We start from the raw sequence: 17,386 nt of genomic DNA, 5'->3' as shown, positions 1-17,386 counted from the left end.
GGGTAACTTACTCTTGTTGCCAACGTAAAAACACCTCCAAGGTTGTCTCCATATCTTACGACATGGTTGCATTTTCTTGAAGGTGTTTTAATTTGTCTCACGCTAAGGGGTCAGTCCCAAGCTTTTCAGATCTGAGGTACGTGTTTTTTATTGAGATTAGGCGCTGCTTAATACGCTGACCATCCATCCATCCATCATTTACTCCATAATGAGCTAAATCTACAATAGCTGAAGATAATTAGGTTTCCTAGAGCAGCTAGCCAAAATACTACTGTAGGGTGCGCGAACTCAGAGATCCAACCCGCAGAAACAATCATAATCGGCATAGCAAGCTTGAATAATGAGCCAGTTATGCCACTGATACGTCCGATTAGCTGATGTGGTGTAGATTCCTGTCTAAATGTCCATATACAAATAGTGCTGATCATCTCAAAACATCCATTAATCAGCAGGCTGAAGCTTAACATCATACTGGATTGCGATAAAGCCATCAGTAAATAAGATAACGCAACACAGAGCGTGGTGATCGTGACCAAGACACCAACAGAATAGGTGCGTCGAAGCCTGCTAATAAGTAGACTGCCAAGCAGCCCACCTACACCTGCTGCTGCCAACACGGTACCTAGCTCTACATTATTCAGTCTGAGTGCATCCTTGGCGTAGAAAATGATCGTTGTATCCACCATGCCTGACGTCGCGTTCAAAAAAATTACAGCGATCGTCAACTGCCATAATAATTTATTAGAGCGAAATTCAGCCCAACCTGCTCGAAGCTCACGCCAGAAACCATCTTGCTGAGCATTAGGCGGCTCATCGCTGCGTAAGAATATCAGCAAAACAAATGCAATAGAGAACAAAAACGCAGTAATGAATAAGGCATCATACAGCACAGGAAGCATGAGCAGCAGCCCTGTTACAGCAGGACCCATAATGCCAACCAAGGTTGACATAAAGTTGAAGGAAGCGTTAGCCGGTGTCAGCATTTCCGCAGGGAGTGAATGCTTCACAATTCCAACACGGGCATTATTAAATGCATAACCAAACAGCATGAGCAAAAAGCCGCTTACATAAAGCACAAAGATGGGTGGATTGCCGTAGGAAATGACTGCATATAGACCTAGAAGAACGCAGATTTGCAGTCCTATGGCCCATAATGACCAGCTTTTCTTGTGCACGCGGTCAACCAGTACACCGATAAACATGGCAAGCAGCAGGTTTGGAAGAAACTCGATGGCGCGCATCGTTGACATTTTCACCGCAGAGTGGCTCAATTCGTACAAAATAAGCGGCAGCGCCAGCTCATAAATTTTGTTGCCAAAGGCGATAATTCCACCTGTTAGAAACAGGATAAGGAATCCTGGATGCCGCCATAAATGAATAAAGGTTGGAGCAGCGGGCTCTGCAAATTGCTTTATGCGCTTCATGATGTGATTTCTCTCCTCATTCTCGTACTGTTGCAAATGATTATACTTTCGAAAAAGAAGAATAAAAAGAGAAGGAAACCATACTATCATTTCGCCTTTTTGGATATAAAAAAATAGAAACCTTCATGAGAGCCGTTTAGTATAAATGAATAAATTAAAAATAGGAGATGAAGCACAATGGAGTTTAGGGAGCTGGAACAGCCCAACTTGTATGTATTAGAAGACTGGTTTAAAGATGCAGAAGTTTATAAATGGTTAGCGGCAAATTGCCATTAAAACGCTGGTATAAGTTCGTTAATAAAAGCTCTAATTGTTATGCTTGGATAGTTTATGAGCAAGAAATACCCGTTGGTCAAATCAGTGTTGAAATTTATCCCGACCATACTGCTTCTGTAAGTTTATTAACCAATCCAAGCCTTCGAAATAGGGGTTACGGAAAAAGAATGCTGGAGTTGCTGCAGAATAGAAAGGAATTAGATGCCGTACAGATCATTACAGCAGGTATTGAAGTTGAAAATATAGCGAGCATCCGATGCTTTAAAAAGGTGGGCTTTGCCGATGAGGGAATCGACTCGGATAACATCATGAATCTATCAATTCTTCTACATAATCATGAGGAATCAACGGAGTAATATTTCGTTGCTAAGATCTATATGCTAAAATCATGTTAAGCAATATAACATCAATTCCTAATCGGAGGTGCAGCAAATGTCCGGGGTCATTTCCAAAGCTATTCACATATTGGATCTGCTTGTACCGCATGGCAGCGAGAAAGAAATGAGTGCAACAGAAATCAGCAGGGAACTCGACATGCCTGTACAAAGCGCGCATCGGATTCTTCATTCTTTATCCGAACATGGATTTGTTGCTCAAGATAAAAAATCGAAAAAATATAAATTAGGACTTTCCATTATGAAATACGGTTTTTTGATGTGGGACAGTCTAATGTTCAGGTCACTGGCTAGACCATTCATGGTCGAACTATCACAAAAAACGAAAGAAACGATCTATTTGGCTACAAGAGAGAACCAAGAAGGCGTCTATATTGATTCCATCGATTCACCGCAAATTTTGAAAATTTCCGAACCTATCGGACTTAGGCTGCCACTATATATAGGAGCATCTAATCGCGCTATTCTTGCTCATTTGCCATCCACGATGCAGGAAGCTATATTGCAGGGTGTGGATTGGACAACAGTACCGTCGCTGATTCCATTATCCAAAGAAATGATTCAGACTGATCTAGAGATCATTCGCTCCCGAGGTTATGCCATCACATCAGGAGAAGCAACGGATGGAACAACTGGCATCGGGGCTCCCATCTTTTCTTATGATAATACCGTTATTGGATCACTGAATGTAGCTGGTCCCGCGATACGCTTTACGCCAAGTAAAATCGAGAGCTACGGTCAGCAAGCAAAAAAGTATGCGGATCTCATCTCCAAAGAACTGGGGTTCCGCAATAAGATACGTTGGAGCGAGTAGGAGGCTATCCCAAACGAATAAATTGAACGAACAGTGATCGAGCGTTCGTTCTTTTTTTATGCAAAAAACTGCTATACATTGATTTAGGACATATGTCCTTTCCTAAACCTTGAAATGTATCGTTTAATGATGGAAAGATTGATATGGAGGAGAGCAATGATATGAAAGGGAGCATTTTCGCATTTTTAGGCGGGGTCTTAATTACACTACAAGGTGTTGCTAATTCAAGAATTAGTCAAGATATCGGCACTTGGCAAACCGCAACGATTACCCAGTTAACCGGCTTCATAGCATCCTTGATTATTCTGTTATTCGTCAGGGATAAACAGTGGTCCGGTTTTAAACAAGTAAAACCCTTATATCTAATCGGCGGTTCCTTTGCAGCTATTATCATCTTCAGCAATGTCACTGCTATTCAACAAATTGGCGTTACACTTAGCATATCTGCCATGCTGATTGCCCAGTTAAGCCTGGCTTTTATCGTCGATAGTCAAGGATGGTTTGGGGTTGCAAAGCAGAAGATGAGGCTGCCTCAATTCATCGGTATTGGGATGATGATAGCTGGGGTGGTTATATTGCGGTTATAATAGTTAAAATATACCAAGCCCTTAACCGTATTCCTCTGGAGGTGATTCGTACAGATGCAAGAAATTAAAGATCGCGAGCAGCTCCACCATTTTTTACAAACGCATAAATTGGAAACAACATTCGGGGAACAACTGGTGCCCCATTTGTCACTATTTTGCTTTGATCATGAGGAACTTATTTGTTCCCAAGGTCAATCTTCAAAATATCTCTATTTCCTCGTCCAAGGAAAAATAAAGATTTACACAACCTCGAAAGATGGGAAAACACTTATTCTTACTTTCAAAACCTCCCTTGATGTAGTAGGGGATATTGAATATGTGCAAGACATTGACATTATCAACACGGTCGAAGCCGTGTCGACTGTATACATGATTGGGATTCATCATCAGTGGTTGAATAAATACGGCAAAGATCATTCATCGCTGCTGCAATTTTTATTGAAAATTATAGCTCGGAAATTTTTAAAAAATTCAAACGCATTAAGCTTCAATATTTTGCATCCTGTGGAGGTTCGATTGGCGAGCTATCTATTGTCCGTCTCCTATGATGATTCAGAATATCTAATTAAAGGGCAGCGGAAAACAATCAGCTTAAAGGATACGGCTAACTTGATCGGAACGAGCTATAGACATCTCAATCGGGTTGTCCAGCAATTTTGTGCAAAGGGATTAATTGAGCGGAAAAATGGAGGCATTCTTGTTAAAAACAAGGATGGACTACACGCACTCGCCAGACAAAATATTTATGAGTAAAACAATATCATGAGCTATTTCAAAACAATAAGCCAATGGGAGAGTAGAAAACATGATGATTGGACTTATATTTGCAGTTCTCACTGGTTGTTTGGTCAGTTTGCAAAATATATTCAATAGCAAAGTCAATGAACGAATAAATACATGGACAACTACTGCGTTAGTATTAGGCATGGGCTTCCTTGCCTCATTTGTTATCGGATTCGTATTCGAAGGCGAACAGTTATTTGCATTACAAAATATGAAGCCATGGTACTGGTTCAGCGGTCTAATCGGTGTAGGCGTTGTTACTTGTCTGGTACAAGGCATTAGGCGGCTTGGTCCGACGTATGCCATCTCTATCGTTCTAACCGCACAACTGGGAACAGCTTTATTGTGGGACTCGCAAGGGTGGCTAGGTATCGAAAAAGTAGCTTTCACAACGAATAAAGGGTTAGGTGTCCTTGTAATCGTCTGTGGCATCATTGTATTTAAAATAAGCGGTGCTCGTAAGAAAGCTACAGCATAACGACCAATAACTTTTACGATTCAATTTGATCAAATCAGGGTATTTTCTTCTATAAAGGCTCTAATACTAACTTAGCAGCAGGAGGAGGAAAAACATGATCAAAGCTAAACTTAAGTACGGTCTTGTATCAGCAGCACTGATGATTGGCCTTACAGCAATCGCACCGATAACGCAAGCAGCAGGCAGCACAACAGCAAAGAATCTTTTCAGCGGAACACCAGCAGGGGATACCGCATACCATTTCAGTGATATTCAATTTTTGAACGGAACAACCGGACGCGCTGCTGGCAATGGATTTCTCATTGGAACTTCTGATGCCGGCTCAACATGGCAACCGATCTATAAGGGTACGTGGCAATTTACACAGCTTGATTTCATTTCCAACACAACCGGATGGGCATTGGCGAAATCTTCTGCTTCCGGAACGAATGCCCTTATTCACACCAAGGATGGCGGAAAAACGTTCACCAAAATAGTAACCGGTCCGCTCGCGCTTGAACGAATTCATTTTGTGGATGCTTCAAATGGCTTCGGTTATACGAAGGCTTTTGCCTATAAAACATCAAATGGCGGGAAAACATGGACCAAAATCTCTACTCCTCCCAATAACCGCTATGCAGAATTTACAGATGTGAAGCATGGATGGTCACTTATCGTAGTACCTGGATTTGGCTATCGACTATCAAAAACCACAGATGGTGGTACGAACTGGTCCACGAAACTAACAGTTAAATCAGAGGAGAGCATAGGCGGTAAGCTTTACACAAAGGGAAATCAAATATGGGCACAATTTTACGGTGGAGTAGGGATGTCCCAGCAATCTTATTCCCTTTATGCCTCTGCAGATAATGGTTCAAGCTGGAGGAAAGTAATTAGCCAGGAAACAGCAGGCGGCGGACCAGCACCGGGCGGTGCTGCAGGACTTGTTAAGGAAGGACCGGCTGCGCCTGGCGGACACCCTAGCAATATGGAGCTTGTTGATGGAGCTGCGATACTCGGAGGTTACTCTCCAGCTGCTGGAGTCATTGGCGTTGGTCGTTCGATTGATTCAGGAAAATCGTGGAATAATCTTAAACCAATCGCAGGGGGAGAAAACGTCATTTCATTTACAAGCAAGGAGCTAGGCTGGATGGCCGATACAAGCCTATCTAATGCTGCTGTATACAGAACAACCGATGGCGGCAAAACATGGTCCAAAAAATTAAGCATTCCTGAAAACAATCAGTAAGCTCCAATCGCAGATATACTGACAAGAACTTTAAGAAGACTGGTTCCTATTATAGGGCCAGTCTTTTTGTTGCCATCAGCCATTATGTATAAAAAAAGAGGGGCTAAGCAAAATAAAGGAAGTATTCGACTTCAGTTAGAGGCAGTCACTAGAGTGGGGTGGACGTATGGATGAAATAAAATGTGATTTCTCTCCAATGAAAGTTGAAGTGAAAAGTAAGCTTTTACATTTGCGTGAATCCCTTGAATCTTTGATAAAGAATTTGGATCATGATGCTGGCAATTGCTTGCTAAACGAGTTCCATTCTATGAAAGAACAAGTTATTGAAACGGAATCGATTGCAACAACCTTTTATTTAAAATGTTATCTTGCACCTTATACCGCTAAATATGACGAGCTGTCCCATGCAATATCCCATTTGTCGAAACGGCGCCATGGGGCGCTTCTCGTCGTGCAAAGATCAGATTCAATCGATAGGTATATTACTCATGGCGTATTAATTTCTGCCATGCTGACGCATTCGTTAATAGAATCTATTTTCACCCCTGGCGGTCCGCTCCATGACGGCGCAGTCTTAATCCAAAATGATAAAATTATATCTGCTGGCAATGTCCTGCCATTAACGCAAAGAGACAGCGAGCAGAAGAAGCTTGGAACTAGACATCGTGCCGGTCTTGGTTTATCAGAATTAAGTGATGCGCTTGTTATCATCGTATCAGAAGAAACCGGACAAGCTTCCTTCAGCTTGGAAGGGAATTTATATCCCTTTTCACCGGGCAATGATCTGCTCCATTAATCGACACAAAGAAAAACCACCTCTTCATAAAGAGGTGGTAGTTGATAGTGAGTATTAACGCAATGTTTTCAATGCACCGCTCCAAGCGAGTACTTGATCTAACATACCGTTCAAATTAGTAAGATGAAGATCAGCTGGTTTGAAAACAGAACCGTTCTCAAAATCAGTGAAGAGTGACAATGCAGGATGTACACGAACGTCAGCTACAGACAATTCGCCCAAAATTCCACGTAAATGCTCAGCTGCACGAGCACCGCCTACGGAACCGTAACTTACGATACCTGCTGCTTTATCGTTCCATGCGTCACGAGCATAATCAAGCGCATTTTTTAGTGATGCTGAAATACTGTGGTTGTATTCTTGTACGATAAATACGAATCCATCCAAGCTTGCAAGCTTAGTATTCCAAGCTGTTGCTTGCTCAGTAGCATCGCTTTCTCCCAAGAGCGGGAGCTTGAAATCCGCGATATCAACGATTTCATAATTAGCATCTCCGCGTTGATCAGCGATTTTCTTCACCCATTCACCAACTTGCGGGCTAAGACGACCTTGACGAGTACTTCCTAAAATAATACCGATATTTAATTTTGACACTGTTTTTTCCTCCTCAATAGTTGTTCTACCAAATCATTTGTCTAGAAAACCTTTTGCAGACACTGCCAAATCATGTTGTAAAGCTTTAGAACAAGAACCGTCCTTAGAATAACAAATAGTTAATGATCAGTATTTCTTAAACAAGGAAGGGTTATTCTTAACGAAAGATGGATAATAAAAATACGCCAACTTTCTTTACGTTGAGTATCTTTAATATGAGATAATAATAGCGAATATAAATTTCTTTGTCAAGTAACTATAATTAATTAAGTGCATTAATCTTTCCATTAATTGTAGCTTTTTAAACTTAAACATTCACACTTGCCATTTTATCAATTGAGTAGTAAAGTGATGGCATAGTGATTGAGAGGGGGAACGAAATGCAGAATAATACGTTAGGTTCGTTAATTTGGCTTCGGCTGATGCGGTTTACGAATCAGAGCAACCAGATGTCAAATGAATTTTTAAAACAATTTGATTTAACGACTGCTCAATTTGATGTACTCATGCAAATTCGTGTCTATCAGCCTCTAACTCAAATGGTACTGGCCGAGAAAGTAACGGTTACGCAAGGCGGCATATCTCGCATGCTCGTACGACTTGAGAACGAAGGTTATATTGTGCGCAAGCAAGACTGGAAAACCAAAACGATTAGTTTAACAGAAAAGGCCGAAGCCATATTGGATATCGCAATGCCGAGCCAGCTTGCTTTTCAAACTTCATTTTTTGAAGATGTATTAAATGAGGACGAACAAAAAACACTATACTCATTGATGACTCGCATCCATAAACATAGCCAAAAAAAGAAATTGCCGTCAGAGTAATTTTTTTGCAATATCAATTGACTAGTCAAGTTAAATAGAGGAGGAACAATTATGTATACCATTCCTGGACATCATCATATTTCGATGATTACAAAAAACGCAAAAATTAATAATCATTTTTATCAAGAAGTACTAGGACTGCGCAGAGTGAAGAAGACGGTCAATCAAGACGATCCATCGATGTATCATTTATTTTACGGTGATTTAACGGGCAGTGCGGGAACGGAGCTATCCTTCTTTGAAATGACAAATGCAGGTAGAACTGTGCGCGGCACAAACGCGATAACACAAATTGGTTTGCTCGTGCCTTCCATAGAAAGTTTGGCCTATTGGAAAAAACGTTTTGAAATATTAAAGGTTGAACACGGCGAAATTACAAAATATGCGGGGCGAGATGCGCTCCATTTTGAAGATACAGAAGGTTTGCGAATGGTTCTACTAAACAATAACGTTGAGGAGGTTCCTGAGAAATGGGCAGCATGGGAAGAATCAGTCGCCTTGCATAATCATCGCATTCTTGGCATGGGAACTGTCGAAATAACTGTTCGTTCTTTAGAACGTATAGCCGATACATTGACGAGCATGTTTGGTTATTTCGAAGTATCTCGCTCGGATAATGAAGCGATTTATCAGTCTGTTGCTGGCCGTTCCTATGGAGAAATTTTGATCAAACAAGCAGATGGAGCAATCGAGAAGCCTGGAAGAGGAAGCATTCATCATTTAGCGATCCGTGTTAAAAATGAAGAAGAGCTGCGTTATTGGGATGAGGTCGTAAAAAAACGCGGCTTCCACTCCTCCGGCATTGTGGATCGTTATTATTTTCAAAGCTTATATTTCCGAGAATCAAATGGCATTTTGTTTGAAATAGCGACGGATGGGCCTGGGTTTACGAAAGATTCATCCGTCGCAGAGCTAGGTAAAGCATTGGATTTACCGCCATTTTTAGAAGCCAGACGGGCGGATATTGAAGCAAAATTAGTACCGCTGAATTAATACGCAAAAGGGGAGAGTACGCATGGAAAAATATCGAATCGATAAAAATAAAGGCTTAGAATTCGGATTGTATTCCATTGGGGATCATTTGCCTAACCCGCATACGGGCACAATGATAAGTGCTGAACAGCGTATTCAAGAGCTCATTGATGCAAGCAAGCTGGCAGATGAGGCAGGAATAGATGTATTTGCTTTAGGGGAAAGCCATCAAACATTTTTTACAACACAAGCCCATACCGTGATTTTAGGAGCTATCGCTCAGGCCACAAAAAACATTAAGATTGCCAGCTCAGCAACAGTGCTAAGTACATCTGATCCTGTTCGCGTATACGAAGATTTTGCAACGATCGATTTAATTTCCAAGGGACGTGCGGAAATTGTGGCAGGACGGGGCTCTCGCGTCGGGGCGTATAGTTTGCTTGGCTATGATGTTCGGGATTATGAAGAACTATTTGAAGAAAAACTAGAGCTTCTAATGAAATTAAACAATGAAGAAATGATAACATGAGAAGGTCAGTTTAGACCAGCTCTTAAGCAAGCAACGATTTTGCCGCAGCCCAAAAATGGACATATGCCCATTTGGAGAGCAGTAGGCGGACCTCCTGCAAGTGCTATTAAAGCAGGAAATGCCGGAATACCGATGATGCTGACGACGCTTGGAGGTCCAGCAAGCAACTTTAAAATTTCGGTAGATGCTTATCGTGAAGCTGCACTTAGCAAAGGTTTTGATCCTGCAGCTCTACCTATAGCAACGACTAGTTTATTTTATATGGCGGAGACGACACAAGACGCTTTACGTGAGTACTATCCACATCTAAACGCTGGAATGCAAGCACTGCGTGGAGGCGGATATCCAAAACAGCAGTTTGCTCAGTCGACCGATCATCGTGATGCTTTAATGGTGGGCAGCCCGCAGCAAATCATTGAAAAAATGCTTTACCAATATGAATTATATGGACATCAGCGTTTTATGGCTCAAATTGATTTTGGCGGTGTTCCGTTTGATAAAATTGCAAAAAATATAGAACTTATCGCTACTGAAATTATGCCCGCAATTAAGAAACATACCGCTAAAAACTAAATTGGAATCAAAATCAATTTCATCATTTAACTTATAAAAAGTGCCGCGACGATTTATTGCGGCACTTTTTTATGTTCCAGATCATCCTAATAACCCCGCTAAATAGCGAGTCATAACGAGCTTCCGTATCTATTTATGTATGGATTGGAACAATTTTCTATTTATATATAGAATTATTCTATTATTCAAACTTTTCAAAATTCTGTATGCTAGGGTTAGTTAAAGTTAATAAAACACATAGGAATTATATGGATTACTTGTAAAGTACGTATACCAAATGATAAAAAGTTGGTGAATGCAATAGGGCAGCTATTAGAAGTTGATCGATTACAGGTGGTATTTCGGATGGATCAAGGAGAAGTGATCGCTGTAGATGATGTGAGCTTCACACTTGAACATGGGGAAACCATCGCTATTGTTGGCGAATCCGGTTGTGGAAAGAGTGTAACATCCCTTTCCATCATGGGATTGCTCGGAGCTAATGGTTCAGTTCGTCAAGGAGAAATCAAGTTCAACGGCTCATCTCTAATCAGCTGCTCGCAAGCTCAGCTTCGTAAGCTTCGAGGCAGCGAAATCGCGATGATTTTTCAAGAGCCGATGACCTCTCTAAATCCAGTCTTCTCCATCGGAGAGCAGATTGAAGAAACGATTCGCCAGCATTTGAACCTGTCTCGAAAGGAAGCGAAGCGCTTAGCAGTAGATTTGTTAAGGAAAGTAGGTATTCCTAGAGCTGAATCGATTATAAAGGAATACCCTCACGCACTTTCAGGAGGCATGAGACAACGGGTAATGATTGCAATGGCGCTGGCATGCCAGCCCAAGCTGCTCATTGCCGATGAGCCAACGACTGCACTCGATGTTACGATTCAAGCACAAATCCTTGCATTGATGAAGCAGCTGCAGGCAGAAAGCGGTGCTGCTATCTTGCTAGTTACGCATGATTTAGGAGTTGTAGCTGAAATGGCGGATACGGTGGTCGTCATGTATGCGGGGCAAGTCGTCGAATCAGCTGACGTTTTCACTCTCTTTCGAGCACCAAAGCATCCGTATACGCAAGGCTTAATGAAATCAACCCTCCGACTCGATCAAGTCAACAGGGAGCGGCTGCAGACGATTCCAGGTTCAGTTCCCTCTTTCCAGAAGATGCCTGCAGGATGCCACTTTCACCCACGCTGTCCACATACAATCGCACGATGCCAGCAAGAACAGCCTGATCTTACGACGAATGGACAGGGACATCATGTACGCTGCTGGCTGATGGACCTTCCAAACGTATCGAATGAAGAACATACTCAGGCGGTTAGATTATGAGCCTCAACACACTATTGCAAATCGAACGGTTAAAAATGTATTACCCCATACGTAGTGGCGTGTTTTCGAATCAAGTCAGCCATATCAAGGCGGTTGATGATGTGAGCCTAACGATGTATGAAGGGGAAACCGTCGGTTTAGTTGGCGAATCGGGATGCGGCAAGTCGACGATTGGTCGTTCAATCATTCGACTTGAGAATCCGCAAGCTGGACGTATTCTTTTTGAAAATCAGAATATTATATTTTCCTCTCAGCGACAGTTAAAACCGCTGCGGACACGAATGCAGATGATTTTTCAGGACCCTTATGCTTCCTTAAATCCAAAGCTTCGAATATACGATACGCTTGCTGAGCCATTAATTGTTCATAAGCTGGTGAAGCGCATTGAGGTGCAGCGTGAGGTTGATAACCTGCTTCAATTAGTTGGATTGCCGCGTTCGGTTGCCAATCGATATCCTCATGAATTTTCCGGTGGGCAGCGCCAGAGGATCGGAATCGCTAGAGCCATTTCATTCAAACCCAAATTGATTGTATGCGATGAGCCAGTATCAGCGCTTGATGTCTCCATCCAAGCACAAATTTTAAATCTTTTGCAGGATCTGCAAAATGAGTTGAAGCTGACGTATTTATTTATCGCCCATGGCATTGGAGCAGTTAAACAGATCAGTACAAGAATCGCCGTCATGTACTTGGGAAAAATCGTAGAATTGGCACCTACAGAAGAGCTATTCCGCAAGCCGAAGCACCCGTATACGCAGCTTCTATTAAATGCGTATCCTCCGCCGGACCCAACGCTTCGAACAACGAAGAGTCACATCATTCAAGGAGATGTGCCTAGCCCAGCTGAGCCTCCATCTGGTTGTCGATTTCATACTCGTTGTCCTTATGTGCAAGAGCTGTGCCGAACAGCAGAACCGGTGATTACGGAAGAGCATCACTCTGTTGCATGCCACTATCCGCTTGCATAGCACAAAGGCTAGGAAAGGAGAAGGCATCGATGGGCCATTATATCGTTCGAAGGCTGCTGATTTCCATACCAGTATTTCTTGGTATCACATTGCTTAATTTTCTCATCATGAATATGGCTCCCGGGAATCCCGTGGATATGTTAATTAATCCTAATATCCCGAAAGAGCTGCTAGAGATTAAAAAAGAGCTGCTTGGACTGAACGATCCATTATATATACAGTATGTAAAATGGCTGGGCGGTTTTTTTAGAGGAGAACTAGGCTATTCATTTAGCAGCTTCGCCCCTGTATCACAGCTGATTGGCGCCCGAATCGGACCTACCTTGCTGCTGGCTGCAGCATCGATGCTGGTTGGGATATTGATTGCCGTACCCGTAGGGGTGATCAGTGCTGTCAAACAGAATTCAAAATTGGATTATGTCATGACAGGATTATCCTTTCTAGGCACCTCGATTCCTCCCTTTTTCCTAGGCCTTGGATTCATTTATTTGGTTGGAATTAAGCTGAAGTGGCTTCCAACAGGGGGAATGTCAACGTTAGGAGGCTCTGGAAGCTTCGGAGATATCCTGATGCATATGATTCTTCCTGTCATGGTACTTGGTATTACGATTGCTGGTAAAAAGGTTCGGTATGTTCGCGCCAGTATGCTCGATGTACTCCATCAGGATTATCTGCGTACAGCCCGAGCGAAAGGCCTTAGTGAATTTCTGGTTACGAATAAGCATGCGCTTCGCAATGCCTTAATCCCAATCATAACCGTTATTGGTGCAGAAATTCCTTTGGTATTAGGCGGCAGCATTATTATTGAGCAAGTATTTCAATGGCCGGGTATCGGGCAATTAACGATGGAAGCCATTCTCTCACGGGACTATCCAACTTTAATGGGCATTAATCTGATTGCTGCTTGCGTTATACTTTTCACGAATTTGTTGACCGACATCGTTTATTCAATGGTCGATCCACGCATTAAATACAGCTGATTGGAGGGGATTGGAAATGTCCGTTAGTGAAATGCCATTGATGAGGAAAGATGCTTTTCCCTCAGATCAAAGCGATGAAGACGAACTGTCAATGGATGTAATGGAGAGTCATGCCCAATTAGTGAGACGTAAGTTTATCAAGCACAAGCTGGCGGTATGGGGACTTGCAACTACCTTGCTGCTGCTTAGTATCGCGCTTTTTGCGCCGTGGCTTGCTCCGAGTAAGCCTAATGAAATTACAGATGCGTTCTCAGCCCATCCCTCGCTTACACACTGGTTAGGCACCGATCAAGTAGGGCGTGATGTATTAAGCCGGCTGATTTTTGGAACACGGGTATCCTTAATGATTGGTTTTTTTACAGTTGCTTTGTACGTAACATCCGGAACATTCATTGGGCTAATTGCTGGTTACTATGGCAAATGGCTGGATATGGCACTTATGCGTTTGACTGATGTTTTCTTAAGTTTTCCATACATGATGGTCGTATTGGTCATCGTGAGCGTGCTTGGTGCAAGTGCATCCACGATCATCCTTGTTCTCGCACTGTTCAAATGGCCAACGATAGCAATGCTTGTCAGGGGAAGCGTATTATCCATGAAACAAATGGATTTTGTCCGCGCCGGCGTTGCGCTTGGATACAACACCCCGCGAATACTCATGAAGCATATTTTGCCAAATGTAATGGGGCCAATCATTGTGAATGCAACGTTTGGCGTTGCCAGCACGATTCTTAGTGAAGCTGGACTTAGTTTTCTTGGGATGGGGGTCAAATCCCCTCAGGCGAGCCTTGGCAATATGCTGCACGATGCACAATCGCTAACGGTTTTAACTGAGCAGCAATGGTTATGGGTACCCGCTGGCATCGTTATTCTCATTACAGTTCTTGCGATTAACTTTGTAGGGGACGGTCTTCGTGATGCGTTTGATGCAAGAGCCTAAGTACATGAATCTGCTATTTAATTATTTAAATAGATAAAGCAATAAAACAAAAGGAGAGAAACAAATGAAAACAAGGTTTCAAGTACCAGGATTCATATTATTAACCATCTTAATGATTTTCCTATCGGCTTGCAGTGAAACGAAGCAGGGGAAGATCGAAGCAACAGCAGAACCAGCCAAGGAGGATGTTTCTGTTAAGTCAACAACCAACGAAGCCAAAGCAAAAAAAACCTTATACATTGGTATCGTTAATGCTCCTGTTACTTTAAATCAAATCAATACGCAAGGAAGCTCGGCGTCGCTTGCCCCTATTAATTTACTTAATGATTCTTTGCTCGATGTAACGGATACCGCACAATTTATACCGAAGCTGGCGGAATCTATCGAGACGCAGGATAAGCAAACTTACCGTATCAAGCTTAAAGCGAATGCCAAATGGAACGATGGCACCCCTTTTACAACGGCAGATGTGGCTTTCACCTTAAAGCTTGCCCTTCATGCCAAAGTAGAATCATCCTTCAAGCTGGATTTTATCGAAGGCTTAAATGATATTGGGAAACTGGATGAAGGGAAAACAGAGCTATCCGGATTAAAAATTATCGATCCAACGACCTTCGAGATCAAAACAAAAACACCGATCGATCCGCTCGTATTTAATGAACGTTTCGGTGTTAAAGTTAATTTCTTGCCCGAGCATATTCTGAAAGATGCCAATCCAGAGCAGCTTTCAACGAACGAGTATTTCCAGAAACCATTAGTCACCATTGGTCCCTATAAGTTTGCGAATTATGAGCAGGGGCAATTTGTCGAGGTGACAAAAAATGAAAATTACTACCTCGATGTACCTAAGATAGACACGATATTCATTAAGGTGCTTCCCGCGGCAAATCTTGTAGCGCAGCTGCAGACGGGAGAAATTCAAATGAATTCTTTGCCGGTCGGGCTTGTACCGATTACGGATTATGATAAGGTGAAGGGCTTTGAGAATGTAAATGTAACCTCTGCTCCAGCCTCTGAGCCAGCAGAAATATTCTTCAATACGGAGAAGCTGCCTGATAAAAAAGTGCGCCAAGCGATCGCCTATGCGTTGAACCGTCCGCTCATCGTGGAGCAGCTGCTCAAAGGGCAGGCCGAAATTATTGATGGAGGCATCCCAAGCTCGCATCCTTACTTTAATAAAAATATTGCCAATTATGATTACAATCCTGAAAAAGCAAAAGAGCTTTTAAAAGAAGCGAACTGGGATCCCAAACGTACCATTACATTTATTATTCCAGTTGGGAATAAAGTTCGTGAGCAGGCTGCTGATATTCTCGTGCAAAACTTAGAATCTGTTGGGATTAAAGTAGACGTTCAGAAATTCGATTTTCCAACGTTAATCGATAAAGTGGAGAAGGGCGAGCATGACATTACCATATTCACAAGAGATTACTATATCGAACCTAGCCTCTATTTTACAACCTATAAAAGTGATGATCCCGAAAGTGTGATTCGATTTAAGAATCCATTAGTCGATGAGCTGATTAAAAAGGGTGAACAAGAAATTATTGAGGAAAAACGTCACGAGATTTATAACCAATTGCAAGAGGTACTGCATGATGAGGTTGCCACTTTAGCTGTTTATTCCGAGAAACGTTTGCAGGTCGTATCAAAAAACGTTCTCGTTGGAAAACCGCTTAATCTAGGTACGTTCAATAATGTAAACCAGTGGGATATAGAAACGAAATAGCAGCACACAGTTTTAAAAAAGCTGCATGCCATGAAGTTATTTCTCGGTTTTACGGAATTTATTCCATTTATATATGTTTTTAAAACTTTAGGAGGTGCAAGGAAAATGGCAGATTTGAATTGTCTTGTATGCAAGTCGGATATCGAGGTGGAAGAGAGTGTAACGACGGGTGAAATTTTGGAATGTGGTTCATGCGGTCAAGAGCATGAAGTACAAGTCGAATCCAATCTTGTAAGCATCGCTCTAGCTCCAGAAATAGAAGAAACTTGGGGAGAGTAGGAACCGAACATGGAACAGAATCGTGCGATTTTATTATGTGTTACAAAGTTGCGGGAAGAAGAACAACGAATTATCGATCATCTTCGAGCTTTAGGCGTACAAGTGCAGGTGAACTTGGATTCCATGGACTTACCATTAGGTGAGACTGATGTTCATTCCTTCGGAATTGCTCTCATTCGTTGTCTCTCACAGAAAAACGCGTTGAATCGAGCCCATCTGCTTGAATTAGCCGGTCTTGAAACGTTGAATTCGGTCAAAGCAATTACGATTTGTACAAATAAAATACATCAAGCGATTGTGTTTCAAAAACATGGCATTCCCCAGCCCCAATATAAAGTAGCTTTTACGCCAGAGAAGCTCTTCCAAGCTTTGCAGACATTTGGAGATTTATGTGTCATTAAGCCGGCAACCTCATCTTGGGGAAGGGGAATAGCTAGAATCACCGGCAAAGAATGCTTAGACGGCTGGATAGCTGCAAGGGAATCTGTAGACCCTGGGCATCAATCGTTCCCTGTATTAGTGCAAGAATATGTGGAAAAAGGTGATTTTGATATCCGTGTTGTCATCGTAGGCAGCAAACCGATTGCTGCGTTCCGCCGGGTTTCGGCAGACAATTGGAAAACGAATACGCATCTAGGCGCGGAAATTGATCCTCTAGAAATTAATGATGAAATGGCATCCATTTGCAGACAAATAATTGAGGTTTTGGGCGAAGGCATTTATGGTGCGGACTTGTTTTTTGATTACAAGCAGCAACGGTATGTCGTTTGTGAAGTGAATCAAAACCCGGAATTCGCAAAGTCCTGGAAAATTCATGGTGTCGATGTGGCCTACCTTATTGCACAATATGTAAAAGCTGCGATTGAACGAAAAAACAAGGCCAACTTAATAGTTATATCTCGGTAA

18 protein-coding genes and 1 pseudogene are annotated in these 17,386 nt (G+C 42.2%); 17 read left to right on the top strand and 2 right to left on the bottom strand.

Translation table 11 applies throughout. The annotated features are described in order from the left end of the window. Window positions 1–194: 194 nt before the first annotated feature. Window positions 195–1,424 carry an MFS transporter gene (locus AB4Z50_RS25220; RefSeq protein WP_441883301.1) on the bottom strand — a complete coding sequence of 410 codons (1,230 nt, stop codon included), beginning with the start codon at window positions 1,422–1,424 and terminating at the stop codon, window positions 195–197. 251 nt (window positions 1,425–1,675) lie between these two features. On the opposite strand from AB4Z50_RS25220, the gene AB4Z50_RS25215 reads away from it, so the two are divergent. From AB4Z50_RS25215 to cdaS, 7 genes are all read left to right on the top strand, one after another. Then, entirely contained in the window at window positions 1,676–2,056 is a 381-nt protein-coding gene (locus AB4Z50_RS25215) for a GNAT family N-acetyltransferase (protein ID WP_441883299.1), read from the top strand. A gap of 76 nt (window positions 2,057–2,132) precedes the next feature. After that, window positions 2,133–2,909, top strand: coding sequence for an IclR family transcriptional regulator (locus AB4Z50_RS25210; RefSeq protein ID WP_441883297.1), 777 nt, complete (start codon window positions 2,133–2,135; stop codon window positions 2,907–2,909). A 161-nt stretch (window positions 2,910–3,070) separates the two neighbouring features. Then, entirely contained in the window at window positions 3,071–3,496 is a 426-nt protein-coding gene (locus AB4Z50_RS25205) for a DMT family transporter (protein WP_441883295.1), read from the top strand. Window positions 3,497–3,550: 54 nt separating this feature from the next. After that, a complete protein-coding gene (locus tag AB4Z50_RS25200; RefSeq protein ID WP_441883293.1) occupies window positions 3,551–4,249 on the top strand; it encodes a Crp/Fnr family transcriptional regulator in 699 nt (232 codons plus the stop codon). A gap of 52 nt (window positions 4,250–4,301) precedes the next feature. Next, complete coding sequence (locus AB4Z50_RS25195; protein WP_441883291.1) at window positions 4,302–4,757, top strand: DMT family transporter; 456 nt, start codon at window positions 4,302–4,304, stop codon at window positions 4,755–4,757. A 94-nt stretch (window positions 4,758–4,851) separates the two neighbouring features. Beyond that, the gene (locus AB4Z50_RS25190; RefSeq protein WP_441883289.1) at window positions 4,852–5,985 is read left to right on the top strand and encodes a WD40/YVTN/BNR-like repeat-containing protein; all 1,134 of its coding nucleotides are present in this window, start codon (window positions 4,852–4,854) and stop codon (window positions 5,983–5,985) included. 166 nt (window positions 5,986–6,151) lie between these two features. Then, a complete protein-coding gene (cdaS, locus tag AB4Z50_RS25185) occupies window positions 6,152–6,781 on the top strand; it encodes a sporulation-specific diadenylate cyclase CdaS (RefSeq protein ID WP_441883287.1) in 630 nt (209 codons plus the stop codon). Window positions 6,782–6,835: 54 nt separating this feature from the next. On the opposite strand, the gene AB4Z50_RS25180 is transcribed toward cdaS, so the two are convergent. Beyond that, window positions 6,836–7,375 carry an NADPH-dependent FMN reductase gene (locus AB4Z50_RS25180; protein ID WP_076265973.1) on the bottom strand — a complete coding sequence of 180 codons (540 nt, stop codon included), beginning with the start codon at window positions 7,373–7,375 and terminating at the stop codon, window positions 6,836–6,838. Between the two features lie 380 nt (window positions 7,376–7,755). Between AB4Z50_RS25180 and AB4Z50_RS25175 the strand changes: the two genes are divergently transcribed. The 10 genes and pseudogenes from AB4Z50_RS25175 (at window position 7,756) to AB4Z50_RS25130 (ending at window position 17,386) form a co-directional block, all read left to right on the top strand. Next, window positions 7,756–8,199, top strand: coding sequence for a MarR family winged helix-turn-helix transcriptional regulator (locus AB4Z50_RS25175; RefSeq protein ID WP_441883285.1), 444 nt, complete (start codon window positions 7,756–7,758; stop codon window positions 8,197–8,199). 51 nt (window positions 8,200–8,250) lie between these two features. Beyond that, window positions 8,251–9,192 carry a ring-cleaving dioxygenase gene (locus AB4Z50_RS25170; protein ID WP_441883283.1) on the top strand — a complete coding sequence of 314 codons (942 nt, stop codon included), beginning with the start codon at window positions 8,251–8,253 and terminating at the stop codon, window positions 9,190–9,192. A 22-nt stretch (window positions 9,193–9,214) separates the two neighbouring features. Then, a pseudogene (locus AB4Z50_RS25165) lies at window positions 9,215–10,273 on the top strand (LLM class flavin-dependent oxidoreductase). A 345-nt stretch (window positions 10,274–10,618) separates the two neighbouring features. Then, window positions 10,619–11,584 carry an ABC transporter ATP-binding protein gene (locus AB4Z50_RS25160; RefSeq protein WP_441883281.1) on the top strand — a complete coding sequence of 322 codons (966 nt, stop codon included), beginning with the start codon at window positions 10,619–10,621 and terminating at the stop codon, window positions 11,582–11,584. After that, window positions 11,581–12,552, top strand: a complete 972-nt coding sequence (locus tag AB4Z50_RS25155; protein WP_441883279.1) for an ABC transporter ATP-binding protein — start codon at window positions 11,581–11,583, stop codon at window positions 12,550–12,552. The genes AB4Z50_RS25160 and AB4Z50_RS25155 overlap by 4 nt, the downstream gene beginning before the upstream one ends. A gap of 29 nt (window positions 12,553–12,581) precedes the next feature. Further along, window positions 12,582–13,532 (top strand): ABC transporter permease, encoded by a 951-nt coding sequence (locus AB4Z50_RS25150; protein ID WP_441883277.1) that lies wholly within the window; start codon window positions 12,582–12,584, stop codon window positions 13,530–13,532. Between the two features lie 16 nt (window positions 13,533–13,548). Then, entirely contained in the window at window positions 13,549–14,472 is a 924-nt protein-coding gene (opp4C, locus tag AB4Z50_RS25145) for an oligopeptide ABC transporter permease (protein ID WP_441883275.1), read from the top strand. A gap of 64 nt (window positions 14,473–14,536) precedes the next feature. Next, a complete protein-coding gene (locus tag AB4Z50_RS25140; RefSeq protein WP_441883273.1) occupies window positions 14,537–16,201 on the top strand; it encodes an ABC transporter substrate-binding protein in 1,665 nt (554 codons plus the stop codon). A 105-nt stretch (window positions 16,202–16,306) separates the two neighbouring features. Next, a complete protein-coding gene (locus AB4Z50_RS25135; protein ID WP_076265982.1) occupies window positions 16,307–16,480 on the top strand; it encodes a lysine biosynthesis protein LysW in 174 nt (57 codons plus the stop codon). A gap of 9 nt (window positions 16,481–16,489) precedes the next feature. Next, complete coding sequence (locus AB4Z50_RS25130; protein ID WP_441883271.1) at window positions 16,490–17,386, top strand: RimK family alpha-L-glutamate ligase; 897 nt, start codon at window positions 16,490–16,492, stop codon at window positions 17,384–17,386.

Origin of the sequence: Paenibacillus sp. 2TAB26 (genome assembly GCF_052115145.1) — a bacterium.
Classification (GTDB): Bacteria; Bacillota; Bacilli; order Paenibacillales; family Paenibacillaceae; genus Pristimantibacillus.
The sequence above is the reverse complement of the archived record's forward strand: the minus strand, read 5'-3'. Positions and strand labels throughout refer to the sequence as shown.

Coding starts and splice junctions, on each gene's coding strand:
- AB4Z50_RS25155 (WP_441883279.1), top strand. CDS start 11,581: ATGAGCCTCAACACACTATTGCAAATCGAACGGTTAAAAATGTATTAC.
- AB4Z50_RS25205 (WP_441883295.1), top strand. CDS start 3,071: ATGAAAGGGAGCATTTTCGCATTTTTAGGCGGGGTCTTAATTACACTA.
- AB4Z50_RS25150 (WP_441883277.1), top strand. CDS start 12,582: ATGGGCCATTATATCGTTCGAAGGCTGCTGATTTCCATACCAGTATTT.
- opp4C (WP_441883275.1), top strand. CDS start 13,549: ATGTCCGTTAGTGAAATGCCATTGATGAGGAAAGATGCTTTTCCCTCA.
- AB4Z50_RS25130 (WP_441883271.1), top strand. CDS start 16,490: ATGGAACAGAATCGTGCGATTTTATTATGTGTTACAAAGTTGCGGGAA.
- AB4Z50_RS25195 (WP_441883291.1), top strand. CDS start 4,302: ATGATGATTGGACTTATATTTGCAGTTCTCACTGGTTGTTTGGTCAGT.
- AB4Z50_RS25160 (WP_441883281.1), top strand. CDS start 10,619: ATGGATCAAGGAGAAGTGATCGCTGTAGATGATGTGAGCTTCACACTT.
- AB4Z50_RS25215 (WP_441883299.1), top strand. CDS start 1,676: ATGGTTAGCGGCAAATTGCCATTAAAACGCTGGTATAAGTTCGTTAAT.
- AB4Z50_RS25210 (WP_441883297.1), top strand. CDS start 2,133: ATGTCCGGGGTCATTTCCAAAGCTATTCACATATTGGATCTGCTTGTA.
- AB4Z50_RS25140 (WP_441883273.1), top strand. CDS start 14,537: ATGAAAACAAGGTTTCAAGTACCAGGATTCATATTATTAACCATCTTA.
- AB4Z50_RS25170 (WP_441883283.1), top strand. CDS start 8,251: ATGTATACCATTCCTGGACATCATCATATTTCGATGATTACAAAAAAC.
- AB4Z50_RS25200 (WP_441883293.1), top strand. CDS start 3,551: ATGCAAGAAATTAAAGATCGCGAGCAGCTCCACCATTTTTTACAAACG.
- AB4Z50_RS25175 (WP_441883285.1), top strand. CDS start 7,756: ATGCAGAATAATACGTTAGGTTCGTTAATTTGGCTTCGGCTGATGCGG.
- AB4Z50_RS25190 (WP_441883289.1), top strand. CDS start 4,852: ATGATCAAAGCTAAACTTAAGTACGGTCTTGTATCAGCAGCACTGATG.
- cdaS (WP_441883287.1), top strand. CDS start 6,152: ATGGATGAAATAAAATGTGATTTCTCTCCAATGAAAGTTGAAGTGAAA.
- AB4Z50_RS25220 (WP_441883301.1), bottom strand. CDS start 1,424: ATGAAGCGCATAAAGCAATTTGCAGAGCCCGCTGCTCCAACCTTTATT.
- AB4Z50_RS25135 (WP_076265982.1), top strand. CDS start 16,307: ATGGCAGATTTGAATTGTCTTGTATGCAAGTCGGATATCGAGGTGGAA.